Annotated in this window: 19 protein-coding genes; 12 read left to right on the plus strand and 7 right to left on the minus strand. The window is 63.1% G+C overall.

Annotation, left to right across the window (positions count from 1 at the left end):
• Positions 1-8: 8 nt before the first annotated feature.
• The 3 genes from IB277_RS31385 (at position 9) to IB277_RS31395 (ending at position 3053) form a co-directional block, all read left to right on the plus strand.
• On the plus strand, positions 9-827 hold the full coding sequence (locus IB277_RS31385) for a carbohydrate ABC transporter permease (RefSeq protein WP_090295357.1): 819 nt from the start codon (positions 9-11) through the stop codon (positions 825-827).
• Positions 827-1249 (plus strand): DUF2160 domain-containing protein, encoded by a 423-nt coding sequence (locus IB277_RS31390; protein WP_034802456.1) that lies wholly within the window; start codon positions 827-829, stop codon positions 1247-1249. Before IB277_RS31385 ends, IB277_RS31390 begins: the two co-directional genes overlap by 1 nt.
• 82 nt (positions 1250-1331) lie before the next feature.
• Complete coding sequence (locus IB277_RS31395; RefSeq protein WP_034802459.1) at positions 1332-3053, plus strand: ABC transporter substrate-binding protein; 1722 nt, start codon at positions 1332-1334, stop codon at positions 3051-3053.
• A gap of 116 nt (positions 3054-3169) precedes the next feature.
• Here the strand turns inward: IB277_RS31395 and IB277_RS31400 are convergent, their stop codons facing one another.
• On the minus strand, positions 3170-3625 hold the full coding sequence (locus IB277_RS31400) for a hypothetical protein (protein ID WP_143034210.1): 456 nt from the start codon (positions 3623-3625) through the stop codon (positions 3170-3172).
• A 334-nt stretch (positions 3626-3959) separates the two neighbouring features.
• On the opposite strand from IB277_RS31400, the gene IB277_RS31405 reads away from it, so the two are divergent.
• Both IB277_RS31405 and IB277_RS31410 read left to right on the plus strand, forming a co-directional pair.
• The gene (locus IB277_RS31405; RefSeq protein ID WP_089044354.1) at positions 3960-5444 is read left to right on the plus strand and encodes a nucleobase:cation symporter-2 family protein; all 1485 of its coding nucleotides are present in this window, start codon (positions 3960-3962) and stop codon (positions 5442-5444) included.
• Between the two features lie 156 nt (positions 5445-5600).
• Positions 5601-6512: a DMT family transporter gene (locus tag IB277_RS31410; RefSeq protein ID WP_090295349.1), complete on the plus strand. Its 912-nt coding sequence runs from the start codon at positions 5601-5603 to the stop codon at positions 6510-6512.
• A 61-nt stretch (positions 6513-6573) separates the two neighbouring features.
• Here the strand turns inward: IB277_RS31410 and IB277_RS31415 are convergent, their stop codons facing one another.
• Positions 6574-7002, minus strand: a complete 429-nt coding sequence (locus IB277_RS31415) for a Fur family transcriptional regulator (protein WP_034802472.1) — start codon at positions 7000-7002, stop codon at positions 6574-6576.
• 120 nt (positions 7003-7122) lie between these two features.
• On the opposite strand from IB277_RS31415, the gene IB277_RS31420 reads away from it, so the two are divergent.
• Genes IB277_RS31420 through IB277_RS31435 form a run of 4 tightly spaced genes read left to right on the plus strand, consistent with a single transcriptional unit; the run spans position 7123 to position 10665 of the window.
• Positions 7123-8028 (plus strand): metal ABC transporter substrate-binding protein, encoded by a 906-nt coding sequence (locus tag IB277_RS31420; protein WP_034802475.1) that lies wholly within the window; start codon positions 7123-7125, stop codon positions 8026-8028.
• Positions 8025-8960 (plus strand): manganese/iron ABC transporter ATP-binding protein, encoded by a 936-nt coding sequence (locus IB277_RS31425; protein WP_034802478.1) that lies wholly within the window; start codon positions 8025-8027, stop codon positions 8958-8960. Before IB277_RS31420 ends, IB277_RS31425 begins: the two co-directional genes overlap by 4 nt.
• A complete protein-coding gene (locus IB277_RS31430) occupies positions 8957-9817 on the plus strand; it encodes a metal ABC transporter permease (RefSeq protein WP_034802481.1) in 861 nt (286 codons plus the stop codon). Before IB277_RS31425 ends, IB277_RS31430 begins: the two co-directional genes overlap by 4 nt.
• A complete protein-coding gene (locus IB277_RS31435) occupies positions 9814-10665 on the plus strand; it encodes a metal ABC transporter permease (protein ID WP_060611074.1) in 852 nt (283 codons plus the stop codon). The genes IB277_RS31430 and IB277_RS31435 overlap by 4 nt, the downstream gene beginning before the upstream one ends.
• Positions 10666-10705: 40 nt before the next feature.
• Here IB277_RS31435 and IB277_RS31440 read toward each other — a convergent pair whose 3' ends face one another.
• Positions 10706-11455 (minus strand): F0F1 ATP synthase subunit A, encoded by a 750-nt coding sequence (locus IB277_RS31440; RefSeq protein ID WP_090295342.1) that lies wholly within the window; start codon positions 11453-11455, stop codon positions 10706-10708.
• 330 nt (positions 11456-11785) lie between these two features.
• On the minus strand, positions 11786-12691 hold the full coding sequence (locus tag IB277_RS31445; protein ID WP_090295339.1) for an aminoglycoside phosphotransferase family protein: 906 nt from the start codon (positions 12689-12691) through the stop codon (positions 11786-11788).
• 41 nt (positions 12692-12732) lie between these two features.
• Between IB277_RS31445 and IB277_RS31450 the strand changes: the two genes are divergently transcribed.
• Together IB277_RS31450 and IB277_RS31455 are read left to right on the plus strand one after the other, a co-directional pair.
• On the plus strand, positions 12733-12894 hold the full coding sequence (locus tag IB277_RS31450; protein WP_192372584.1) for a hypothetical protein: 162 nt from the start codon (positions 12733-12735) through the stop codon (positions 12892-12894).
• Positions 12895-12975: 81 nt separating this feature from the next.
• The gene (locus tag IB277_RS31455; RefSeq protein ID WP_060521384.1) at positions 12976-13890 is read left to right on the plus strand and encodes a DUF6030 family protein; all 915 of its coding nucleotides are present in this window, start codon (positions 12976-12978) and stop codon (positions 13888-13890) included.
• A 36-nt stretch (positions 13891-13926) separates the two neighbouring features.
• Here IB277_RS31455 and IB277_RS31460 read toward each other — a convergent pair whose 3' ends face one another.
• Positions 13927-14358, minus strand: a complete 432-nt coding sequence (locus IB277_RS31460) for an Lrp/AsnC family transcriptional regulator (protein WP_043619168.1) — start codon at positions 14356-14358, stop codon at positions 13927-13929.
• A gap of 125 nt (positions 14359-14483) precedes the next feature.
• On the opposite strand from IB277_RS31460, the gene IB277_RS31465 reads away from it, so the two are divergent.
• A complete protein-coding gene (locus IB277_RS31465; protein ID WP_034802496.1) occupies positions 14484-15587 on the plus strand; it encodes a saccharopine dehydrogenase family protein in 1104 nt (367 codons plus the stop codon).
• An 86-nt stretch (positions 15588-15673) separates the two neighbouring features.
• Here IB277_RS31465 and IB277_RS31470 read toward each other — a convergent pair whose 3' ends face one another.
• Together IB277_RS31470 and IB277_RS31475 are read right to left on the minus strand one after the other, a co-directional pair.
• The gene (locus tag IB277_RS31470; RefSeq protein WP_110818908.1) at positions 15674-17101 is read right to left on the minus strand and encodes a mannose-1-phosphate guanylyltransferase/mannose-6-phosphate isomerase; all 1428 of its coding nucleotides are present in this window, start codon (positions 17099-17101) and stop codon (positions 15674-15676) included.
• A gap of 178 nt (positions 17102-17279) precedes the next feature.
• A complete protein-coding gene (locus IB277_RS31475; RefSeq protein ID WP_034803086.1) occupies positions 17280-17681 on the minus strand; it encodes a F0F1 ATP synthase subunit epsilon in 402 nt (133 codons plus the stop codon).
• Positions 17682-17716: the final 35 nt, after the last annotated feature.

Consider the following 17716-nt stretch of genomic DNA (forward strand, 5'->3'; position numbering starts at 1 on the left):
GAAACAAAATGCAAAAACAACTACTTACCGAACGCCTCTCCTGGCTGGTGCCGACGGTCTACATCGTCTTCCTGCTCCTGCCGATCTATTGGCTCGTCAACATGAGCTTCAAGGAAACGAGCGAGATCCTGAGCACCTTCTCGCTCTGGCCGGTCAATCCGACGCTCCGGAACTACCAGGTGATCTTCACCGATCCCTCCTGGTACAACGGCTACATCAACTCGATCATCTACGTCGTCATGAACACGGTGATCTCGGTGACGGCAGCGCTGCCGGCGGCCTACGCCTTCTCGCGCTACCGCTTCCTCGGCGACAAGCACCTGTTCTTCTGGCTCTTGACCAACCGCATGGCGCCGCCGGCCGTCTTCGCGCTGCCCTTCTTCCAGCTCTATTCGGCCTTCGGCCTGATCGACACGCACATCGCGGTTGCCCTTGCGCACTGCCTGTTCAACGTGCCGCTCGCGGTCTGGATCCTGGAAGGCTTCATGTCGGGCGTGCCGAAGGAGATCGACGAGACCGCCTATATCGACGGTTACTCGTTCCCGCGCTTCTTCGTGAAGATCTTCATGCCGCTGATCGCCTCGGGCATCGGTGTCGCTGCGTTCTTCTGCTTCATGTTCTCCTGGGTCGAACTGCTGCTTGCCCGCACGCTGACGACCACGGACGCCAAGCCGATCGCCGCCACCATGACCCGCACGGTCTCCGCCTCCGGTCTCGACTGGGGCGTGCTGGCGGCCGCCGGCGTGCTCACCATCATTCCGGGCGCACTCGTGATCTATTTCGTTCGCAACTACATCGCCAAGGGCTTTGCCCTGGGGAGGGTATGATGACCGCTCAACCCGTTCGCAACGCTCGCTGGCAACTGCCGTTTGCCGCCGTTCTCGTCGTCTACGCCGCCGTTGCCGGGCTGCTCTTCAGCATGCTGCCCATCAAGGACGGCGCGCGCGACTGGTTCGCGCCGCTTATCCCCGGTGGCTGGATGGCCTGGTCGTTTCCGTCGGCCATGTTCTTCCTGACGATCTTCGCACTGCTGTCGATGATGGCGGTCTGGGAATATGCCTCGCCCGGTGGCAACCCGCGCGTCGGCATCCTGCGCTTCGAGACGACACGGGGCGATCGCCTCTTCGTGTCACTGCTCGGCAGCGCCTTCATTCACCTCGCATGGCTCGGCTTCGTCGGCGGGCAGAACCTGTGGTGGGCGCTCGCGCTCTCCCTGGTCTATGCCGTCGGCGTCTTCCGCTACGTCTGAGGCGAACCGATTTGAGGGGCCGCCAGACGGGCGGCCCCTCGAAAGATAAAGAACCGCATTCGCAAACCTAAGGGAGGGAATTATGCGACGGCATCTTTTGACTACGACGGCAGCTATGCTGCTGGCTTTCACCGGCAGCGCTTTTGCCGGCATGGACGAAGCCAAGAAATTCCTCGACAGCGAGATCGGCGACATGTCCTCGCTCGACCGCGCCGGCCAGGAAGCCGAAATGCAATGGTTCGTCGATGCGGCGAAGCCCTTTGCCGGCATGGAAATCAAGGTCGTTTCCGAAACGATCACCACCCATGAATACGAATCGAAGACCCTGGCCAAGGCCTTCTCCGACATCACCGGCATCAAGATCACCCACGACCTGATCGGCGAAGGCGACGTCGTCGAAAAGCTGCAGACGCAGATGCAGTCGGGCGAAAACGTCTATGACGCCTACATCAACGACTCGGATCTGATCGGTACCCATTGGCGCTACCAGCAGGCCCGCAGCCTGACCGACTTCATGGCCAATGAAGGCAAGGACGTCACCAACCCGAACCTCGACATCGACGACTTCATCGGCAAATCGTTCACGACAGCACCGGATGGCAAGCTCTACCAGCTTCCCGACCAGCAGTTCGCGAACCTCTACTGGTTCCGCTACGACTGGTTCAACGACGAGAAGAACAAGGCGGACTTCAAGGCGAAGTACGGCTACGACCTCGGCGTTCCGGTCAACTGGTCGGCCTATGAGGATATCGCCGAGTTCTTCACCGGTCGCGAAGTCGACGGCAAGAAAGTCTATGGCCACATGGACTACGGCAAGAAGGACCCGTCGCTCGGCTGGCGCTTCACCGACGCCTGGCTGTCGATGGCCGGCAACGGCGACAAGGGCATCCCGAACGGCAAGCCGGTCGACGAGTGGGGCATCAAGGTCGACGAAAACTCGCGCCCGGTCGGCTCCTGCGTTGCCCGCGGTGGCGACACCAACGGCCCGGCCGCTGTCTACTCCATCCAGAAGTATCTCGACTGGATGAAGGCCTACGCACCGGCAGCTGCGCAGGGCATGACCTTCTCGGAATCCGGCCCGGTTCCGTCGCAGGGCGAAGTCGCCCAGCAGATGTTCACCTACACGGCGTTCACCGCCGACTTCGTCAAGCCGGGCCTGCCCGTCGTCAACGAGGACGGCACGCCGAAGTGGCGTTTTGCTCCGAGCCCGCATGGCGTCTACTGGAAGGACGGCATGAAGCTCGGTTACCAGGACGCCGGTTCCTGGACGCTGCTGAAGTCCACGCCTGACGACCGCGCCAAGGCCGCCTGGCTCTATGCGCAGTTCGTGACCTCGAAGACCGTCGACGTGAAGAAGAGCCATGTCGGCCTCACCTTCATCCGCCAGTCGACGCTGGACCACAAGAGCTTCACGGACCGCGCTCCGAAGCTCGGCGGTCTGATCGAGTTCTACCGTTCGCCGGCCCGCCTGCAGTGGTCGCCGACCGGCACGAACGTTCCTGACTATCCGAAGCTGGCTCAGCTTTGGTGGCAGGCGATCGGCGATGCATCCTCGGGTGCCAAGACCGCTCAGGAAGCCATGGACTCGCTGTGCGCCGAGCAGGAGAAGGTTCTCTCCCGTCTCGAACGCTCGGGCGTTCAGGGCGACATCGGTCCGAAGCTCGCCGAAGAGCACGATCTCGAGTACTGGAACAAGGATGCCGTTTCCAAGGGCAACCTCGCTCCGCAGCTGAAGATCGAGAACGAGAAGGAAAAGCCGCAGACCGTCAACTACGACGATCTGGTCAAGAGCTGGCAGAAGTAAGAAACCAACGGCCGCCTGCAAAACGGGCGGCCCTCATCTCCTCGGGAGATGCGGCACCGGGGTCGGCAACGGCCCCGGTATTTCTTTGCCCATAGGCGTGAAAGGACCTGTCGCGCCTACATGTGGGCAAGCCGCAGGCGTCCGGATTTCTCGGATCGTCGCTTGTCGAAGATGGCCCTGACCGCCTGCGTCGAGCCATCATCCATCCGCACGCTCATATCCATGTGGAGATGCTCATCGACGATCGTGATGCGGATGTCGAACGGCTTGCCGCGATAGCGGCCGGCGCCGTCCTCGTTCCAGCGCCCGATGCCCGCAGCGCTCGAACCGCCGCCGACGCGCCCGAGATGGGTCACCGCGAACCATCCATCCCTCCCCGTCACCTTCAGCACGGGGCCGTTCCGCCGGATCTCGACCGAGCAGCTCTCGAAGTCACCGGCGCCGGACGTGACCTGCTGCCATTGCCCCTGGAAGCTGACGCCGCTCGCCCCGGCGATCGCCGGCCAGAGAACGATCAGCAACACGAAAAGCGCACGGCAGGGAGACGAAAAGGCCAATCTGCAAGATTTCATCGACATGATCCCCAACGAACCGCGGCGGAGCCTTCGCACCCGGCGCGACGAACCATCGTCGCTTCGCATTGCAGCAACGTTGCATCGTTGCTCGGATCAAGCTGTTCGTTGGCGCGCCTTGAGGCCTTCTTCGGCAATACCTGCCCGGTCGGCGCCGTTCGACGGTCAAATCCGAACCTTTCCCGCCCGGATCACCCCTCGACAACTTCCCCCGAAATCCGGAAAGTGTTTTCGTTCCGGCGATACTTGCGACATTCTGTCTCGACAACCGAAGATAGCGTTCCCCTGTTGGAGGACGGGGGCCGGACTGGTCGATGTAATGGGAGGAGGAACCATGAGCGACGTTTCCAGCATACACCCGGTGGACGAGAGGCTGCCCGTGGGCAGACTTGCGACCCTCGGGTTGCAGCATGTCCTTGTCATGTATGGCGGCGCCGTCGCGGTGCCCCTGATCGTCGGCCGCGCCTTGCAGCTCAGCCCCCAGGACGTCGCTTTCCTGATTTCCGCCGATCTTTTCGTTTGCGGCCTCGTCACCATCATCCAGTCGCTTGGCCTCGGCCGCAGCATCGGCATCCGGCTTCCGGTCATGATGGGCGTTACTTTCGCCTCGGTCGGCCCGATGGTCTCGATGGCGGCGATGACACCCGGGCAAGAGGGTGCCCGGATGATTTTCGGCGCCATCATCGGCGCCGGCCTCGTCGCGCTCCTGCTCGCGCCGGTCATGGGCCGGCTTCTGAGGTTCTTCCCCCCCGTCGTCACCGGCACGATCATTCTCGTCATCGGCGTTTCGCTGATGCGCGTCGGCGTGAACTGGATCTTCGGCAATCCCTTCGGTCCGACCGCACCCAAGCTCGTCGATCCGAGCCATGCGGAATGGCTGGCGGAGCTCAAGAAGGCCGCGGCCACCGGAGGCCCGGCGGTACCGGACGGCCTGGTGCTTGGCGCCAGCGTCCCGAACCCGCTCTACGCCGAGCCGAGCCACATTGCGCTGGCCGGCTTCGTGCTCCTCTCCATTCTCGTGATCGCCCGCTTCGGCCGCGGACTGATCAGCAACATCGCGGTGCTGACCGGCGTGGTCGTCGGCTGCGTCGTCGCCGCAGCACTCGGCATGATGCATTTCGACCGGGTGGCCGATGCCGGCTGGTTCGCGGTGGTCACGCCGCTGCGCTTCGGCATGCCGATCTTCGATCCGGTGCTGATCGCCACCATGTCGCTGGTGATGATCGTCGTGATGATCGAATCGACCGGCATGTTCCTGGCACTCGGCGAAATCACCAATCGCGAAGTCTCGCGGCAGCAGTTGACGGCGGGGCTCAGGGTCGATGGCCTCGGCACCATGATCGGCGGCCTGTTCAACACCTTCCCCTACACGAGCTTCTCGCAGAATGTCGGGCTTGTCGGCGTCACCGGCGTCAAGAGCCGCTACGTCTGCGTGATGGGGGGCGTCATCATGATCGCGCTCGGCCTCATCCCGAAGATGGGCGCACTGGTCGAAGCGGTTCCGACCTTCGTGCTCGGCGGCGCCGGCCTGGTGATGTTCGGCATGGTCGCTGCGACCGGCGTGCGCATCCTGTCGACCGTCGATTTCAAGTCGTCGCGCAACAACCTGTTCGTGGTTGCCGTCTCGGTCGGCTTCGGCCTGATCCCGCTGATCGCGCCGAACTTCCTGATCTGGCTGCCGCATGCGATCCACCCGATCATCGAGTCCGGCATCGTGCTTGCCTCGATCTCGGCCGTCGTGCTCAACGCCTTCTTCAATGGCCTCAGCTTCGAAAGCACAGCCAGCGTCAACGCGGCCAAGCTCGCCGACAGCCATTGAGCCACCCGCAATCACGGAACCCCGGCTTTCCCACGAAAGCCGGGGTTTCGCTTTTTCACATCTCGGAGGATCCCGATACTTCGATCGCCAACGAAGCATCCGCCGTAAGCGTCGCGCTAGAACGATGGCAACAATGACGACAAGGATGCGATCCCGATGGCCAAGACCAACCTTTCTTTCGAACTCCTGCTGCTTCTTGCGCTCGCAACGCTCTGGGGCGCCTCCTACACCTTCATCAAGATCGGCATCGAGACCATTCCGCCGGTTACACTGATTGCCGCCCGCACCCTGATTGCCGGCGCGCTTCTTCTTGCCGTTCTGCGCTGGCGTGGTCTCAGCCTGCCGCGTGACGCGGCGACCTGGCGGCGCTTCCTGTTCCAGGCCTGCCTCAACAGCGTTGTGCCCTTCACGCTGATCGCCTGGGCCGAGCAGACGATCGATGCCGGCATCGCCTCGATCCTCAATGCGACGACGCCGATCTTCGCCTTCCTGATGACGGCGCTGATCACCCGCCACGAAGCGGTCACGGCCCGCAAGCTCGTTGGCATCGTCGCCGGCATGACCGGCATCAGCCTGATCATCGGCATGGAGGCCCTCGGCGGCCTCGGGGAACAGTTGCTGCCACAGTTGGCCGTGGTGCTCGCCACCGTCTGCTACGCGGGCGCCGCCATCTTCGGTCGCAGCTTCAAGGGACTCGACCCGATGATGCCCGCCGCCGGCTCGTTGATCGCAGGTGCTGCCCTGCTGATCCCGGTAAGCCTCGTCGTCGACAGGCCCTGGACGCTTGCGCCGTCGACGGAGTCGCTGCTGGCACTGCTCGGCCTCGCCGTCTTCTCGACCGCCCTTGCCTTTGCCATCTACTTCCGGCTGATCCAGACACTGGGCTCGGTCGGCGCCACGGCACAGGCCTATCTGCGCGTGCCGATCGGCGTTGCCATCGGCGCGCTCTTCCTCGGCGAACGGCTGTCGGACACCGCCTGGATCGGCCTTGGCTGCGTCATCGTCGGGGTCGCGGCCATGACCATTCCGGCGCGGCGACGCGTCGCCGCGATCGCCGACCGCGGCTGAGGCCACTTACGGATAAAGAGAAGAGATTGCGCGCGCCGTCTGGCGCGCCATTGCCGACGCCTCAGTCCTTGCGCTTGCGGCAGTAGAGTTCCAGCCGGTGACGTACGAGGTCATAGCCGAGTTCGGCGGCGATTTCCGCCTGAAGCTGCTCGATCTTGTCGGAGCGGAACTCGATCACCGCACCGGTGTCGATGTCGATCAGATGATCGTGGTGCGGCGCGTCGGCGGTCTCGAAGCGAGCGGTCGCACTCTCAAAGGCATGGCGCTGCACCACGCCCTGTTGCTCAAGCGCAGACAACGTCCGGTAGACCGTCGATAGCGAGACGGTGGCGTCGATTTCCTTCGCCCGGCGATGCAGTTCGTTTGCATCCGGATGGTCTTCGGCGGTGGCGAGGATCTTCAGAATAGCGGCACGCTGGCGCGTCACGCGCACGCCGCCATCCCTCAACACGCCTTCCAGTTCTTCGACACGATTCTTGTTCTGTTTCATGGTCGTACACTAGCCAAGGGCACGGCCTTTGAAAATAGCTAGTTGCGAATGCTTCTCATTTGCATTGACTTATGCAAATCATTCCCCTACTCCTGTGAGCATCAACACTGGGAGTAGAGAATGATCGATCAGACGAGGCGCGCGATCCTGGCGGCAATGACGGCCGTCGCAGCCATTGCGCTCGTTCCAGGCGCCGCTTACGCGCAGGAGAAATTCAAGGCAGTGACGACTTTTACGGTCATTGCCGACATGGCAAAGAACGTCGCGGGCGACGCGGCCATCGTCGAATCGATCACCAAGCCGGGCGCCGAGATCCACAACTACCAGCCGACGCCGCGCGATATCCTGAAGGCGCATGACGCCAAGCTGATCCTCTGGAATGGCCTGAACCTGGAGCGCTGGTTCGAGAAATTCTTCCAGAACTTCGACGATGTTCCCGGTGTCGTCGTCTCGACCGGCATCGACCCCATGGGCATTGCCGAGGGCCCCTATACCGGCAAGCCCAATCCGCATGCCTGGATGTCGCCATCGGCCGCGTTGATCTATGTCGACAACATCCGCGACGCCTTCGTGAAGTATGACCCTGATAATGCCGAGACCTACAAGGCCAATGCCGAGGCCTATAAGCAGAAGATCGAGGCGACCATTGCACCGATCCGCGCCGAGATCGCCAAGATCCCCGAGGACAAGCGCTGGCTGGTCTCGAGCGAAGGCGCCTTCAGCTACCTGATCCGCGATTTCGGAATGAAGGAACTCTATCTCTGGCCGATCAACGCCGACCAGCAGGGTACCCCGCAGCAGGTCCGCAAGGTGATCGACGCCGTCCGGGCGAACCATATCCCTGTGGTCTTCTCCGAAAGCACGATTTCGCCGGACCCGGCAGAACAAGTGGCGCGCGAGACCGGTGCAAAATACGGCGGTGTGCTCTACGTTGATTCCTTGAGCGAAGCGGACGGCCCGGTTCCGACCTATGTCGACCTGCTGCGCGTCACATCGGAAACCATCGCCAAGGGTCTTGCACAATGAACCTTCAGGTGAAGACGCGCTCCGGGCCAGCACCTTCTTCCGGTGAGCAAGGAAGCGGCATCCGCGTCGCGGGTGCCACCGTCACCTACCGCAACGGCCTGCGGGCGCTGCGTGACGCCAGCTTCGAGATCCCGACCGGCACGATCACCGCGCTCGTCGGCGTCAACGGCAGCGGCAAGTCGACGCTGTTCAAGGCGATCATGGGTTTTGCCCGCCTGTCGCGCGGCGAGATCGCGATCCTCGGTCTTTCCGTGCCGGACGCGCTGAAGAAAAACCTCGTCGCCTATGTGCCGCAGGCCGAAGAAGTCGACTGGAACTTCCCGGTGCTGGTCGAGGACGTGGTCATGATGGGCCGTTACGGCCACATGAACATGTTGCGCATCCCGAAGAAAGTCGATCACGAAGCGGTCGAGGCAGCCCTTGCCCGCGTCGGCATGAGCGACTACCGCAAGCGCCAGATCGGCGAACTCTCCGGCGGCCAGAAGAAGCGCGTCTTCCTCGCACGCGCCCTTGCCCAGGACGGCAAGGTCATCCTGCTCGACGAACCCTTCACCGGCGTCGACGTCAAAACCGAGGACGCGATCATTCGGCTTTTGATCGGCCTTCGCGACGAGGGCCGGGTCATGCTGGTCTCGACCCACAATCTCGGCAGCGTACCGGAATTCTGCGACCGCACCGTGCTTCTGAAGAACACCGTGCTCGCCTATGGCCCGACCGAGACGACCTTCACCCGCGAGAACCTCGAGCTCGCCTTCGGCGGCGTGCTGCGGCACTTCGTGCTCGGCGGCGATAGCCTGCACGACGACGCCGATCCCCGCCAGCTTGCCGTCATCACCGACGACGAGCGTCCGCTCGTCATGTATGGCGACAAGGACCGCATGGTGGCGCAACCGGCAAAGCCCGAGACCAACGGGGAACAGAACGGCAAATGATCGCCACGCTCTCCGAACCCTTCACCTACGGCTACATGCTCAACGCCATGTGGGTGAGCGCACTGGTCGGCGGCGTCTGCGCCTTCCTGTCCTCCTATCTGATGCTGAAAGGCTGGTCGCTGATCGGCGACGCGCTCTCGCACTCGATTGTGCCCGGCGTTGCCGGCGCCTACATGCTCGGCCTGCCCTTCTCGCTCGGCGCCTTCTTCTCCGGGGCCCTTGCCGCCGGCGCCATGCTGTTTCTCAATCAGCGCACAAGGCTCAAGGAAGACACGATCATCGGGCTGATCTTCACCTCCTTCTTCGGCCTCGGCCTCTTCATGGTCTCGCTGTCGCCGACGTCGGTGAACATCCAGACAATCGTGCTCGGCAACATCCTGGCGATCACGCCCGCCGACACGCTGCAATTGGCGATCATCGGCATCGTCTCGCTCATCATCCTGACGGCCAAGTGGAAGGACCTGATGGTGACCTTCTTCGACGAGAGCCACGCCCGCTCGATCGGCATCCCGACGACCTTCCTCAAGGTCTTGTTCTTCACGCTGCTTTCGGCCTGCACGGTCGCGGCCCTCCAGACCGTCGGCGCCTTTCTCGTCATCGCCATGGTCGTAACACCGGGCGCCACCGCCTATTTGCTGACGGATCGTTTTCCGCGGCTGATCCTCATCAGCGTCGCCATCGGCACGCTGACGAGCTTCTTCGGCGCCTATTTCAGCTATTTCCTCGATGGCGCCACCGGCGGCATCATCATTGTGCTACAGACGCTGATCTTCCTCACGGCCTTCGTCTTTGCCCCGAAGCACGGGCTTCTGGCCGCGCGCCGGCGCGGCGCCGAACCGGTGGAGGCCGGCCGATGATCTCGCTCGACATGATGCTTGCCGTGTTCGAATTCGAGTTCATGCGCAACGCGCTTTTGATCTCGGTGCTGGTGGCGATCCCGACCGCGATGCTCTCCTGCTTCCTGGTGCTGAAGGGCTGGTCGCTGATGGGCGATGCGATCTCACATGCCGTCTTTCCCGGCGTGGTGATCTCCTACATCGTCGGCCTGCCGCTCGCCGTCGGTGCCTTTGCCGCCGGCATGTCCTGCGCGCTGCTCACCGGCTATCTCAAGGAAAACAGCCGCATCAAGCAGGATACCGTCATGGGCGTGGTCTTCTCCGGCATGTTCGGTTTCGGCCTGGTGCTCTACACCAAGATCCAGAGCGACGTGCACCTCGATCACATCCTCTTCGGCGACATGCTCGGCATCGGCTGGCCGGACATTGTCGAGACCGGCGCGATCGCGCTCGTCGCCGCCGGCATCCTCGCGGTCAAGTGGCGGGATTTCCTGCTGCATGCCTTCGACCCGGCCCAGGCCAAGGCGGTCGGCCTGCCGGTCAACTGGCTGCACTATGGGCTGCTGGCGATCCTGTCGCTAACGATTGTCGGTGCGCTGAAGGCGGTGGGGCTGATCCTCGCCATCGCCATGCTGATCGCGCCCGGCGCCATCGCCTTCCTGATCACCCGGACAATGGGCATGATGCTCATCGTCGCCGTGCTGATCGCGATGACGGCGTCCTTCACCGGCGTCTATCTGTCCTTCTTCATCGACAGCGCGCCGGCGCCGACCATCGTGCTCCTGATGACCGCAATGTTCCTGATGGCCTTCGCCTGGTCGTCCTGGCGGACCTACCGCAACGAAGCCCGGCGCGTGGCGGCCGAATGAAAAAGAGGCTCCCCTTGGCGGGGGAGCCTCTTGCCTTTTCTCAGTGGCTCGGATGCAGCGCGTCGTTGAGATACATGCAGGTCAGCATGGTGAAGATATAGGCCTGGATCAGGGCCATCAGCAGCTCCAGCCCCGTCAGCGCCACCGTCATCAGCAGGGGCATGATCGCCGCCAGAATGCCAAGCGCGCCGAAACCGCTCAAGCCCACGACGAAGCCGGCGAAAACCTTGAGCGTGATATGACCGGCGAGCATGACCGCGAACAGACGGACCGAGTGGCTGACCGGGCGCGACAGGTAGGAGACCACCTCGATCGGGATGATGATCGGTGCCAGGATCAACGGCACGCCTGAGGGCATGAACAGCCTGAGAAAGCCGAGGCCGTGCCGGTAGAGGCCGTAGAGCGTGACCGTCAGGAACACCAGCATCGCCAGCGCGAAGGTGACGGCGATATGGCTCGTTACCGTGAAGGCATAGGGAAACATGCCGATCAGGTTGGCGGTCAGGATGAACATGAACAGCGAGAACACCAGCGGGAAGAAGCGCATGCCCTTTTCGCCGGCGTTGTCGCGCAAAGTCTTTGCCGCAAACTCATAGAGGATTTCGGCAGCCGACTGCGCCCGGTTCGGCACGAGGCCGCGTCTCCTGGTCGACAGGATCAGGAAGAGGCTGGCGATCGCGATCGTCAGCACCATGTAGGCGGCCGAGTTGGTAAAGCTGATCTGGTGGCCGCCGACTTCGGCGATTGGGAAGAGCGACTTGATCTCAAATTGTTCGATGGGTCCGGCCATCATCAACCTCGTGCGTTGGTGACGAAACGTCGGCGGCGCGCGCAGGCGGCCACCTGCGCGCTTCAATATGTTGGGAAAGCGATCGGCGGCCGAGATCGTTCCACGAAACGATGGCTTCCGGCGGGGCAATTGGGCTGCTCGATGAAGGAATTGGTCACGCGGACGTGCCGCGGGCTACAGGGCTGCATGGTACGATCGTCTCCAATATCTCGGTCGAGATAATGGGGCCGTCCCCAGGCGAAACACCGACGCGGGTCGTCCCGCGTCCGCCTGACCTAGAGGCAATTTGCGCCGGGGTCAAGTCGGCGCTTGGCCGCCGCGCAACCGGTCTCAGCCGTAGCGACGGTGATCCGCAAGCACCTCGTCGATCACCACGCGCTGCTTTGCCTTTTCGCTCGCGGGCGCGCCAGTCATGTCGGCAAGGACGATCAGCGCCTTCCACAGCGTCCAGCCGCGGCCGCGCGCCCAGGCGCCGCGATCGAGAGCCATGCCGTCGCGGAAAACCTCGCGGCTCTCGCCGTCGAAAAACGTCCAGGCGATCGCCAGATCGCAGGCCGGATCCCCGACGCCGGAGGTGCCGAAGTCGATGACGCCGCTCAAGCTGCCGTTCTCGACCAGCAGGTTGCCCCAGGCGATATCGCCGTGAAACCAGACAGGCGCTCCTTCGAAAGACGCGGCAAGTGCGGCCTCCCACACCTCTGCTGCCACTGTCGTATCGACATTGTCCGCAAGCAGCGTGAGCGCCTGACGCGTCTGCGCGTCATAGAAGGCGGGCGGTCCGCCGCGATGGAAATTGTGATCGCCGGGCAAGGGTGCCCCGATGGCATCCGCTTGCATCAGCGCGCGCAGGAACCGCGCCAGGTCCTTCGCCACCTGACTGACATCGTCGACCCGCTCGACAGCCAGTGTTTGCCCGGGGAGATAACGATAGACCGACCAGGGCCAGGGAAAACCTTCTCCCGGCACGCCCTTGCCGAGAGGCACCGGAATGGGCAGCGGCAGTTGCGACGCCAGCAGCGGCAGCCAGCGATGTTCCTTTTCGACCTGCAGAACGTAGTGTTCGGCGCTCGGCAACCGGACGGTCATCCGGTCGCCGAGGCGAAACGTCCGGTTATCCCAGCCGCCCGGTTCGATCGGCCGTACGTCGAGTTCCGACCATTGCGGAAACTGCGCCGCGAGCAGCCGGCGCACCAGTGGTACGTCGATCGAGGGAGTTGCGGATGTCGGCTCTGTCATGACGAACGTACGCCCCGTTTGAATGTCTGCGGACGCAAGCTATGCAATCGCTTCCGGATTTCTACTTTTTAGTTCACGCCGACAACCATTCACCGGCGCGTTGCACCGGGATGCAACAGTCGCCGCGCGGTTATCGGCGGTTGCATATTGCCGTCGCGACGGATTTCGAGGATGAAGAAAGCTTGGACATCTTGCTAGCCTGAGATCATGGAAACCCGGCAGACCGATCGCCCTTCGCTGGAGGCTCCGCAGCTCATCGCCCATCATCGGGCGGGCGAGGCTGCATGAGCACGGCCAAGGGCAAGACGCCCGCCGGCAAGCCGGCCCGCAGCACCGGTCTGCGCTTCTTCATCGTGGCCCTGCTGCTGATCGTCACCGCAATCGTCGCGACGGCCCTGCTCGCCAACGAGCAGCGCAATCTGAAAAGGGTTCTGCTCGCATTCGGCCTGCCGACGACCTTCCTCGAACGGGGAAAGCCAGACGAGACGACGGGCACGAAGCGCGCGAGGCGCGTGCCACCGCGCATCGCCCTGCCCGCCTGGACCTTCCAGGATCTGCAGACGCCGGAGCAGCCGTTCCTGCGCGCCATCCGCAGCGACCCCAAGGCGCTTTGCGACGAGTTGCGCGACGCCGGGTTTCGGGAACTCGAATGGAAATCGAGCGCCGGCGAACAGGCCCAATGGGAATGCTCCTCGCTCATTTCCTTCCCCCGGCCGGGCGAGGACAAACCCTCCTCGATCTTCATCTTCGTCAAGGGCAGCGGCGAGGAAGAGATCTCATCGTTCCGGGTCAAGCTCAACATCGAGCGCCAGGAGGACAGCCAGGCGGTGACGACGGCGGCGGCCCGCGCGGCATCCGTGTTCCTCGACCACGTGCGCTGGGCGGATGCGGCCAGCGTCACCTTGCAGATCCAGGCGCTGAGGGAATTCGACCTCAAGCGCTTCGGCAGCCGCATCCAGCTCAAGCGTGAATCCGACGAGGAGACGCAGCGCTACAATTTCCTCGCCAATCAACCCGCCCGCGCCCGCCCGAAGAACATTGCCGAACAATATTTCGACCGCAGCAAGTGGCTCGCCTATGGCGATGGCAGCCTGCGCAGTTTCGTTCGGGGGCCGAGCGCCTGGAACGCTCCAGCCAAGGTGCCCGACGGAACGGGTAGCAACAAAGAGGAATCCGCGCCGTCCGCTAGCCCACCCTGACGGCCGCGTCGCTTGTCGCTTGAGCCGAAGGACGGCCTAGCGGTCGATCCGCGTCGAGAGGATGATCGACGACAGCGTCCGGTCGACACCGTCGATTTCGCCGATCCGATCGATCAGCAGATCGAGTTCGCTGATCGACGTCGCGGCGACCACGGCGATCAGATCGAAGCTGCCGCTGACCGAATGCAGCGTCTGGATTTCCCGGATGGCGCTCAGTTCTGGGGTCACGCGCGAGAGCGCCCGCGGCGCAATGGTGATCAGCACATGCGCCTTGACTAGCCCCTTCTCGTAGCTTTCCGAGAGGCGCACGCCATAGCCGGCGATGATGCCTTCGCGCTCCAACCGCTCGATACGGGCCTGCACCGTCGTGCGCGACAGACCAAGCCTTCGGGCAATCGTCGCCGTCGGCATGCGGGCGTTCTCGCTCAAGATGGCGAGAAGCTCGCGATCCTTGTCGGTGATCTGCATTTCGTCGATCCTGTTGGGCAATCTGCCGAATTTAGATAGGCGATTTAGTCATATCAGCGCTTCAAATCAACAGCCCCTCCCGCGACAATAGAGACACAAACAGTTCTCATACCCCGGGGGAAAGAATGAAGAATATCGTCGTCATCGGAGCAGGCAAGATCGGCTCCACCATCGCTCGCATGCTGGCCCACACCGGCGACTACAGCGTCTGCGTCGCCGACCGCGCCGCCGAGCAGCTGGAACAGGTCGAAAAGCATGCCGCGATCACGACGGCAACCGTCGACATCGGCGACAAGAAGGCGCTCGTCGCCCTTCTCTCCGGCAAGTTTGCCGTGCTCAGCGCCGCTCCGTTCCACCTGACGGTCGCAATCGCCGAAGCCGCTGCCGAAGCCGGCATCCACTACCTGGATCTTACCGAAGACGTCGAATCCACCCGCCAGGTCAAGGCGATCGCCGCCAAGGCGAACACCGCCTTCATCCCCCAGTGCGGCCTCGCACCGGGCTTCATCTCGATCGTCGCCAACGATCTCGCCAGCCGCTTCCAGACGCTGGAAAGCGTGCGCATGCGCGTCGGCGCCCTACCGCAGTACCCGTCGAACGCTCTGAACTACAACCTCACCTGGAGCACCGACGGCGTCATCAACGAATACATCGAGCCCTGCGAGGCGATCGTTGAGAGCAACCTGATCGAAGTTCCGGCCATGGAAGAGCGCGAAGAATTCTCGCTCGATGGCGTCACCTACGAAGCCTTCAACACCTCGGGCGGCCTCGGCACGCTCTGCGAGACGCTGAAGGGCAAGGTCCGCACGCTGAACTACAAGACGATCCGCTACCCGGGTCACGCAGCCATCATGAAGGCGCTGCTGAACGACCTCGGCCTGCGTCACCGCCGCGAAGTCCTCAAGGACATCTTCGAAAATTCGCTACCGACCACCACCCAGGACGTCGTCGTGATCTTCGTTACCGTTTCGGGCTTCCGCGACGGTCGCCTGATCCAGGAAACCTACGCCAACAAGGTCTATAGCGGCGTCGTTGCCGGTCGCATGCAGAGCGGCATCCAGATCACCACGGCCGGCAGCATCTGTGCCGTGCTCGATCTGCTCGCCGAAGGCAAGATCGCCCAGAAGGGTTTCGTTCGTCAGGAAGACATCGGCCTCGACACCTTCCTCGCCAACCGCTTCGGTCACTACTACGCCCAGAAGGGCGAGAGCGCGCGCGTCGCCGGCTGAGCCAATCAGTCCTGACGCGCCGACTTCAATGCCCGGGTTCAGCCCGGGCATTTTTCGTTTCACGGTCCGCCAACGATGCGATGCGCTTAGTTGCGGCCGAATTCGTCTTCAATGCGAACGGTGTCGTCGTCGCCGAGATAGGAGCCGGTCTGCACCTCGATCAGCTCGAGCGGAATCTTGCCCGGGTTGTGCAGCCGGTGCACCGTGCCCTGCGGAATGAACACGGACTCGTTCTCGTGCAGGAGCCGCGTCTCGCCGCCCATAGTGATCTCCGCCGTGCCGCGCACGACGATCCAGTGCTCGGCGCGGTGATGGTGCTTCTGCAGGGAGATCTTCTTGCCGGGCGTCACACGCAGCCGCTTCACCGAGAAGCGCTCGCCGTCGGAAAGCGCGGCCACCGCGCCCCAGGGACGGTAGGCAGTGGGGTGCACTTCCGTCAGCGCTGCGGTTTTGGGAGAACGCGCGAGCGCCTTGACGATATGGCCGACGCTCTGGCTGTCGTCTAGCCGCCCGACATAGACGGCGTCCTCGCCGGCGATGACGGCCACGTCTTCCAACCCCTGCACCGCCAGGTGAATGTCGCGTGACAGAACCAGCGAGTTGCGGGTGTTCGACACCGTCGCCCGGTCCGTGACGACATTGCCGTCGTCATCCTTGCGCCCGGTCTTCCACACCGCATCCCAGCTTCCGAGATCCGACCAGGGGAAGGACGACGGCACAACGGCTGCATGGTCGGTCTTTTCGAACACGGCGTAGTCGACGGAAATATCCGGAGCGGCTGCAAAGCTCTCGCCGTGCAGCCGGGTGAAATCGAGATCCTTGTAGGCACCTTCGACCGCAGCCTTCGCTGCGTCGAAGACTTCGGGCGCAAAGCGCTTCAACTCGTCGAGGAAGAGCGTCACCGGCAGCATGAACAGGCCGGAGTTCCAGAGATAGCGCCCGGTCGCGATCATCGACTCGGCTTTCGCCCGATCCGGCTTCTCGACAAAACGCACCACCCGGTTCGTACCTTCGGCCAGCTCGTCGCCACACTCGATATAGCCGTAACCGGTGGCCGGCTCGGTCGGCGTGATGCCGAAGGTCACCAGCTCTCCCCGCCCGGCGGCCGCCTGCGCTCTCAGGATGCAGTCCTCGTAGAGGACGCCGGCATCGATCTCGTGATCGGAGGCGAGCACCTGCATGATCGCCCCTTCGCCGTAGCGGCCAAGGACTGCAAAGGCGGCGGCGGCAAGGGCCGGTGCGGTGTTGCGCGCCACCGGCTCCAAGAGGATGTCGCCGAGCTCAGCCTCGATCGCACGGGCTTGCTCGGCGACGATGAAGCGAAAGTCGCTGTTGGTGACAACGATGGCAGGTTCGTATCGCGTGCGGTCGCCCACGCGTTCGAGCGTCTGCTGGAACAGCGATCGCTCGGAAAGAATCTGCAGGAACTGCTTGGGCGCGGCGGAGCGCGAGAGCGGCCACAGTCGGGTGCCCTTTCCGCCGGCCATGATGACAGGAACAATCTTCGACGTCATGCCAGCGGTCTCTCTTCCTAGGCTGAACGATGCCGGCTCAGTACAGCAGCTCTAATGAAGAATGGCTAAAGCGGCCGGTCCGGCTGCTATTGGTTACAAGATCGGACAAAACAGGCAACAAAAAACCCCGCTCGAGGGCGGGGCTTTCTCATTCGCTTCACCCTTCCGGGTGTCCCTTTCAGGCCGGGATCACGATCTCGCCGAGCTTCGTCAGTTCGGCGACGAACTGCTCCAGACGGGTCTTCTTTTCGTCGCCGGCGCCTTCCAGCTCGGCACGAACCGCGTCGATACGGCTTTCGAGAGCCGTGCGGTCGAGTTCATCGACATGAACGGCGGATTCGGCGAGCAGCGTGCAGCCGGTCGGCAGGATGTCGGCAAAGCCGCCAAACACCGCAAAGCGCTCCGTCTTGCCGTCGGCCAGCTTCACCGTGACCACGCCGGGCTTCACCGTCGTCATCGTCGGCGCGTGATTGGCCATCACGGTCATCTCGCCCTCGGTCGCCGGGATGACGACTTCCGTCACCTTTTCAGAGACGAGCAGGCGCTCGGGGGAAACAAGCTCAAAGTTGAAATCGGCCATGACCATTCACTTCTTGTGGGCGCGCCACCTGAGAG

Origin of the sequence: Ensifer sp. ENS07 (genome assembly GCF_014852185.1) — a bacterium.
Taxonomy (GTDB): domain Bacteria; phylum Pseudomonadota; class Alphaproteobacteria; order Rhizobiales; family Rhizobiaceae; genus Ensifer; species Ensifer adhaerens.

Coding starts and splice junctions, on each gene's coding strand:
- IB277_RS31385 (WP_090295357.1), top strand. CDS start 9: ATGCAAAAACAACTACTTACCGAACGCCTCTCCTGGCTGGTGCCGACG.
- IB277_RS31390 (WP_034802456.1), top strand. CDS start 827: ATGACCGCTCAACCCGTTCGCAACGCTCGCTGGCAACTGCCGTTTGCC.
- IB277_RS31395 (WP_034802459.1), top strand. CDS start 1,332: ATGCGACGGCATCTTTTGACTACGACGGCAGCTATGCTGCTGGCTTTC.
- IB277_RS31400 (WP_143034210.1), bottom strand. CDS start 3,625: ATGAAATCTTGCAGATTGGCCTTTTCGTCTCCCTGCCGTGCGCTTTTC.
- IB277_RS31405 (WP_089044354.1), top strand. CDS start 3,960: ATGAGCGACGTTTCCAGCATACACCCGGTGGACGAGAGGCTGCCCGTG.
- IB277_RS31410 (WP_090295349.1), top strand. CDS start 5,601: ATGGCCAAGACCAACCTTTCTTTCGAACTCCTGCTGCTTCTTGCGCTC.
- IB277_RS31415 (WP_034802472.1), bottom strand. CDS start 7,002: ATGAAACAGAACAAGAATCGTGTCGAAGAACTGGAAGGCGTGTTGAGG.
- IB277_RS31420 (WP_034802475.1), top strand. CDS start 7,123: ATGATCGATCAGACGAGGCGCGCGATCCTGGCGGCAATGACGGCCGTC.
- IB277_RS31425 (WP_034802478.1), top strand. CDS start 8,025: ATGAACCTTCAGGTGAAGACGCGCTCCGGGCCAGCACCTTCTTCCGGT.
- IB277_RS31430 (WP_034802481.1), top strand. CDS start 8,957: ATGATCGCCACGCTCTCCGAACCCTTCACCTACGGCTACATGCTCAAC.
- IB277_RS31435 (WP_060611074.1), top strand. CDS start 9,814: ATGATCTCGCTCGACATGATGCTTGCCGTGTTCGAATTCGAGTTCATG.
- IB277_RS31440 (WP_090295342.1), bottom strand. CDS start 11,455: ATGGCCGGACCCATCGAACAATTTGAGATCAAGTCGCTCTTCCCAATC.
- IB277_RS31445 (WP_090295339.1), bottom strand. CDS start 12,691: ATGACAGAGCCGACATCCGCAACTCCCTCGATCGACGTACCACTGGTG.
- IB277_RS31450 (WP_192372584.1), top strand. CDS start 12,733: ATGCAATCGCTTCCGGATTTCTACTTTTTAGTTCACGCCGACAACCAT.
- IB277_RS31455 (WP_060521384.1), top strand. CDS start 12,976: ATGAGCACGGCCAAGGGCAAGACGCCCGCCGGCAAGCCGGCCCGCAGC.
- IB277_RS31460 (WP_043619168.1), bottom strand. CDS start 14,358: ATGCAGATCACCGACAAGGATCGCGAGCTTCTCGCCATCTTGAGCGAG.
- IB277_RS31465 (WP_034802496.1), top strand. CDS start 14,484: ATGAAGAATATCGTCGTCATCGGAGCAGGCAAGATCGGCTCCACCATC.
- IB277_RS31470 (WP_110818908.1), bottom strand. CDS start 17,101: ATGACGTCGAAGATTGTTCCTGTCATCATGGCCGGCGGAAAGGGCACC.
- IB277_RS31475 (WP_034803086.1), bottom strand. CDS start 17,681: ATGGCCGATTTCAACTTTGAGCTTGTTTCCCCCGAGCGCCTGCTCGTC.